6 protein-coding genes are annotated in these 4,207 nt (G+C 66.2%); 4 read left to right on the top strand and 2 right to left on the bottom strand.

The genetic code is table 11. The annotated features are described in order from the left end of the window. A partial coding sequence (locus JWP83_RS04865; protein ID WP_297726601.1) for an SDR family oxidoreductase occupies positions 1–471 on the bottom strand: 471 nt, incomplete at its 3' end. A gap of 282 nt (positions 472–753) precedes the next feature. Between JWP83_RS04865 and JWP83_RS04860 the strand changes: the two genes are divergently transcribed. The 4 genes from JWP83_RS04860 (at position 754) to JWP83_RS04845 (ending at position 3,746) form a co-directional block, all read left to right on the top strand. After that, entirely contained in the window at positions 754–1,413 is a 660-nt protein-coding gene (locus tag JWP83_RS04860) for a sigma-70 family RNA polymerase sigma factor (protein ID WP_297726607.1), read from the top strand. Continuing rightward, positions 1,410–1,712, top strand: a complete 303-nt coding sequence (rsrA, locus tag JWP83_RS04855; protein ID WP_297726598.1) for a mycothiol system anti-sigma-R factor — start codon at positions 1,410–1,412, stop codon at positions 1,710–1,712. Before JWP83_RS04860 ends, rsrA begins: the two co-directional genes overlap by 4 nt. Positions 1,713–1,969: 257 nt before the next feature. After that, positions 1,970–2,185 (top strand): biotin/lipoyl-binding carrier protein, encoded by a 216-nt coding sequence (locus JWP83_RS04850; protein ID WP_297726604.1) that lies wholly within the window; start codon positions 1,970–1,972, stop codon positions 2,183–2,185. Between the two features lie 58 nt (positions 2,186–2,243). Beyond that, positions 2,244–3,746 (top strand): sensor histidine kinase, encoded by a 1,503-nt coding sequence (locus JWP83_RS04845; protein WP_297726595.1) that lies wholly within the window; start codon positions 2,244–2,246, stop codon positions 3,744–3,746. 99 nt (positions 3,747–3,845) lie between these two features. Here the strand turns inward: JWP83_RS04845 and whiB1 are convergent, their stop codons facing one another. Next, entirely contained in the window at positions 3,846–4,100 is a 255-nt protein-coding gene (whiB1, locus tag JWP83_RS04840) for a transcriptional regulator WhiB1 (protein ID WP_066932419.1), read from the bottom strand. Between the last annotated feature and the right edge of the window lie 107 nt (positions 4,101–4,207).

Below are 4,207 nucleotides of genomic sequence, written 5' to 3'. Positions count from 1 at the left end.
CAACCACTCCTTGCCCAGCAGCACCGGCGGCGACAGCGTCAGGATGTGCGGGTTCTCCCGGCCCTTCAGATGGGGGATGCAAGCTTGCGAGACCGCATACGTGCCGCGCACCTGGATCCCGTTCATCAGGTCGAAGCGTTTGAGCGGCACCTCGGTGATCGAGCCGAGGTTGATCGCCGAGGCGTTGTTGACGCAGATGTCGATGCCGCCGAACTGCTCGACGGTCTTGGCCACCGCGGCCTCGACCGAATCCGGGTCGCGGACGTCCCCGACGATCGGCAGCGCCTGCCCGCCGGCTTCCTCGAGCTCCTTCGCGGCCGTGAACACCGTCCCCGGCAGCTTGGGGTGCGGCTCGGCGGTCTTGGCGATCAGCGCGACGTTGGCGCCGTCCTGCGCGGCGCGTTTGGCGATCGCGAGGCCGATACCGCGACTGGCGCCCGAGATGAACATGGTCTTGCCGTTGAGGGACATGGCGTCACACTAACGCCAGGCTCGAACCGGGCCGGATTCCGCCCGGGAAATAGCTGGCGGCCTAATGCTGTTAAAGAAGTCGGTTTCTGATGCAGATGCGGCAGGCACCGGCAGACTAGGACAGACACTGTCGGGGGCAGCCTCTAGATTGGAAGGAGCAGTCTGGTGCCAACGGCGACGTGCCTCTTGGAGGACGAGCAGTTGACCCGGTCGCTTGCGAGTTCGGCGGCGTTTTTGGTGCCGACCGGCGACACCGCTGCAGAAGGGACCGTGTTAGTCAAGATGGCCGATATCGACGGCGCAAGGGGTTTAGAGGGGCTAGAGGCACCCGAACCGGCACCGCCACAGGAAACCGACGAGGAACTCACGGCGCGTTTCGAACGCGACGCGATTCCCCTGCTGGACCAGCTTTACGGTGGTGCGCTGCGCATGACTCGTAACCCCGCCGACGCGGAGGACCTGCTGCAGGAAACGATGGTGAAGGCCTACGCGGGATTCCGCTCGTTCCGGGCCGGCACCAACCTCAAGGCGTGGCTGTACCGGATCTTGACCAACACCTACATCAACAGCTACCGCAAGCGACAGCGCCAACCGGCGGAGTATCCGACCGAGGAGATCACCGACTGGCAGTTGGCGGCCAACGCCGAGCACTCCTCGACCGGCCTGCGTTCGGCGGAGGTCGAAGCGCTGGAGGCGCTGCCCGACAACGAGATCAAAGAAGCGCTGCAGGCGTTGCCGGAGGAGTTCCGGATGGCCGTCTACTACGCCGACGTCGAGGGTTTCCCGTACAAGGAAATCGCCGAGATCATGGAAACGCCGATCGGGACGGTAATGTCTCGGCTGCACCGCGGCAGACGTCAGCTGCGCGGTCTTCTGGCCGACGTGGCCAAGGAGCGCGGCTTCACCCGCGGCCAACAGGCGCACGAGGAGGTGCCGTCATGAGCGAGTTCGCGGGCCCCGCCGACCCCCGCGCCGAGGACAGCCATTCCCACGGCCTGGGCTGCGCCGAAGTGATCGCCGAGGTATGGACCCTGCTCGACGGCGAGTGCACACCGGAGGCTAAAGAGAGGCTGCGCCAGCACCTCGAGGCGTGCCCCGGATGCTTCCAGCACTACGGGATCGAGGAGCGGCTCAAGGCCCTGATCGCGACCAAGTGCACAGGTGAGAAGGCCCCCGAGGGCCTCAGGGAACGCCTCCGGCTGCAGATCCGCCGGACCACCATCATCCGCGGAATGGAGTAGCTTTTCCGTCAGGAATTGGGCCGCTTGCCGTGGTTGGCCTTGCTGTACTTGCGGTCGCGCTTCTTCCGCCCACGCTTGGCCATCTCTTCGAACCTCCGTTGATTGTTCATCGATCGGGTGCCGCGCACCCGTTAGCTTGTCTCACATTGTCTCACGCCCCGCGTGCCGCGGTCCCGACCGGTCCTATGGTTCGATATACATGAGCTTGCTAGACCAGCAGCCAGCTTGCATCAATGGCCAGGATGAGTGGGGTGAAGATGGCGGAGGATGTTCGCGCCGAGATCGTGGCCAGCGTGCTCGAGGTCGTTGTCCACGAGGGTGACTCGATCGGTAAGGGCGACATCGTGGTGCTGCTGGAGTCGATGAAGATGGAGATCCCCGTGCTGGCCGAGGTCGACGGCACCGTCAGCAAGGTGAGCGTGTCGGTGGGCGACGTGATTCAGGCGGGCGACCTTATCGCCGTGATCAGCTAGCCGTTGAACCCCCTCAAACCCCCGTATCCGCCGCCGGGAATCGACGCGAGAGTCATGCATGTCCACCCTCGGTGATCTGCTTGCCGAACACACGATGCTGCCGGGCAACGCAGTGGACCACCTGCACGCGGTGGTGGGGGAGTGGCAGCTGCTGGCCGATCTGTCGTTCGCCGACTACCTGATGTGGGTTTGCCGCGACGACGGCGTGCTGGTGTGCGTGGCGCAGTGCCGTCCTAATACCGCGCCGACGGTGCTCCTCACCGACGCCGTGGGTAGCGCCGTTGCCGCCGACCGGCTGTCGCTCGTCGCCGAGACTTTCGACTCCGGCGCCGTCATATCCGAAAGCGATGCGGGCCAACAACATTCGCGGGAGCTGCCCGGCCCGCACGTTGCGGCGTCCCCGGTGCGGTATGGCGGGAACGTGGTGGCGGTGCTGACGCGGCATCAAACCGCGGAAGCCGCCGGCCGCGCGTCGGGCCAGCTGGAGACCGCATACCGGGAATGCGCCACGGACCTGGTGCACATGCTCGCGGAGGGCACCTTTCCCGACGTGGGCGACGTGGTCATGTCGCGCTCGACCCCGCGCGCGGGCGACGGCTTCATCCGCCTCGATGTCGACGGTGTCGTCGCCTACGCCAGCCCCAACGCGCTGTCGGCCTACCACCGGATGGGCCTGACGTCGGAGTTGGAGGGCCACAATCTCGTGGATGTGACGCGGCCTCTGATCTCCGACCCGTTCGAGGCGCAGGAAGTGGCCGAGCATGTGCGGGACCTGATCGCCGGCGGGAGAAGCATGCGGATGGAGGTCGACGCCGGCGGCGCCACGGTGCTGCTGCGGACCCTGCCGCTGGTGGTTCATGGCGCCAGCGCCGGCGCCGCGGTGCTGATCCGCGACATCACGGAGGTCAAGCGCCGCGACCGGGCCCTGATATCCAAGGACGCCACCATCCGCGAGATCCACCACCGGGTGAAGAACAACCTGCAAACGGTGGCGGCGCTGCTGCGGCTGCAGGCCCGGCGGACCGCCAACGCCGAGGGGCGGGAGGCGCTGATCGAGTCGGTGCGCCGGGTGTCGTCGATCGCCCTGGTCCACGACGCGTTGTCGATGTCGGTGGACGAGCAGGTGAACCTCGACGAGGTCATCGACCGGATCCTGCCGATCATGAACGACGTGGCTTCGGTGGACCGGCCGATCCGGATCAACCGGGTCGGCGACCTCGGCGTGCTGGACTCGGACCGCGCGACGGCCCTGATCATGGTGATCACTGAACTCGTCCAGAACGCGATCGAGCACGCATTCGATCCGACGGCCCCGGAAGGGTCTGTGACCATTCGCGCCGAGCGCTCGGCGCGCTGGCTCGACGTCGTCGTGCACGACGACGGGCGTGGACTGCCCGACGGATTCAGCCTGGAGAAGTCGGACAGCCTGGGTCTGCAGATCGTGCGGACGCTGGTGTCGGCGGAACTGGACGGCACGCTGGGGATGCGTCAAGCGCCCGCCCGCGGCACCGACGTGGTGCTGCGGGTGCCGATCGGCCGTCGGGCCCGACTGTTGCTCTAGACCCCTACGCAGCCGTGCGGCCCGACGACTGTCGCGGCCGCGCCATACACGACAGTGCGGCCCCGACAACCGTCGGGGCCGCACTGTCGGCAAACTGGGTCAGACTCCGCTACGGGCCTTCGTCCGGGCATTGCGACGCTTGAGTGCGCGTCGCTCATCTTCACTCATGCCCCCCCAGACGCCCGAGTCCTGGCCGGTGTTCAGGGCCCAGGAGAGGCACTCCGTGGTCACCTGGCATCGATTGCAGACCAGTTTCGCGTCAGCAATCTGCGCGAGCGCCGGGCCGCTGTTCCCTACCGGGAAGAACAGTTCCGGATCCTCGTCGCGGCAGACCGCCTTGTGGCGCCAATCCATACGTCGTTACTCCTCACTGAGTGCGCAGCAAGGTGCGCGGCCTTTTTTCTTCGCTTTTATCTCGTGCACAAGAAAAGGGTCCGCACCCCTACATGAATTTCTGCATG

The organism is Mycobacterium sp. (assembly GCF_025965855.1).
Lineage (GTDB): Bacteria > Actinomycetota > Actinomycetes > Mycobacteriales > Mycobacteriaceae > Mycobacterium.
The sequence above is the reverse complement of the archived record's forward strand: the minus strand, read 5'-3'. Positions and strand labels throughout refer to the sequence as shown.

Coding starts and splice junctions, on each gene's coding strand:
- JWP83_RS04860 (WP_297726607.1), top strand. CDS start 754: ATGGCCGATATCGACGGCGCAAGGGGTTTAGAGGGGCTAGAGGCACCC.
- JWP83_RS04845 (WP_297726595.1), top strand. CDS start 2,244: ATGTCCACCCTCGGTGATCTGCTTGCCGAACACACGATGCTGCCGGGC.
- whiB1 (WP_066932419.1), bottom strand. CDS start 4,100: ATGGATTGGCGCCACAAGGCGGTCTGCCGCGACGAGGATCCGGAACTG.
- JWP83_RS04850 (WP_297726604.1), top strand. CDS start 1,970: ATGGCGGAGGATGTTCGCGCCGAGATCGTGGCCAGCGTGCTCGAGGTC.
- rsrA (WP_297726598.1), top strand. CDS start 1,410: ATGAGCGAGTTCGCGGGCCCCGCCGACCCCCGCGCCGAGGACAGCCAT.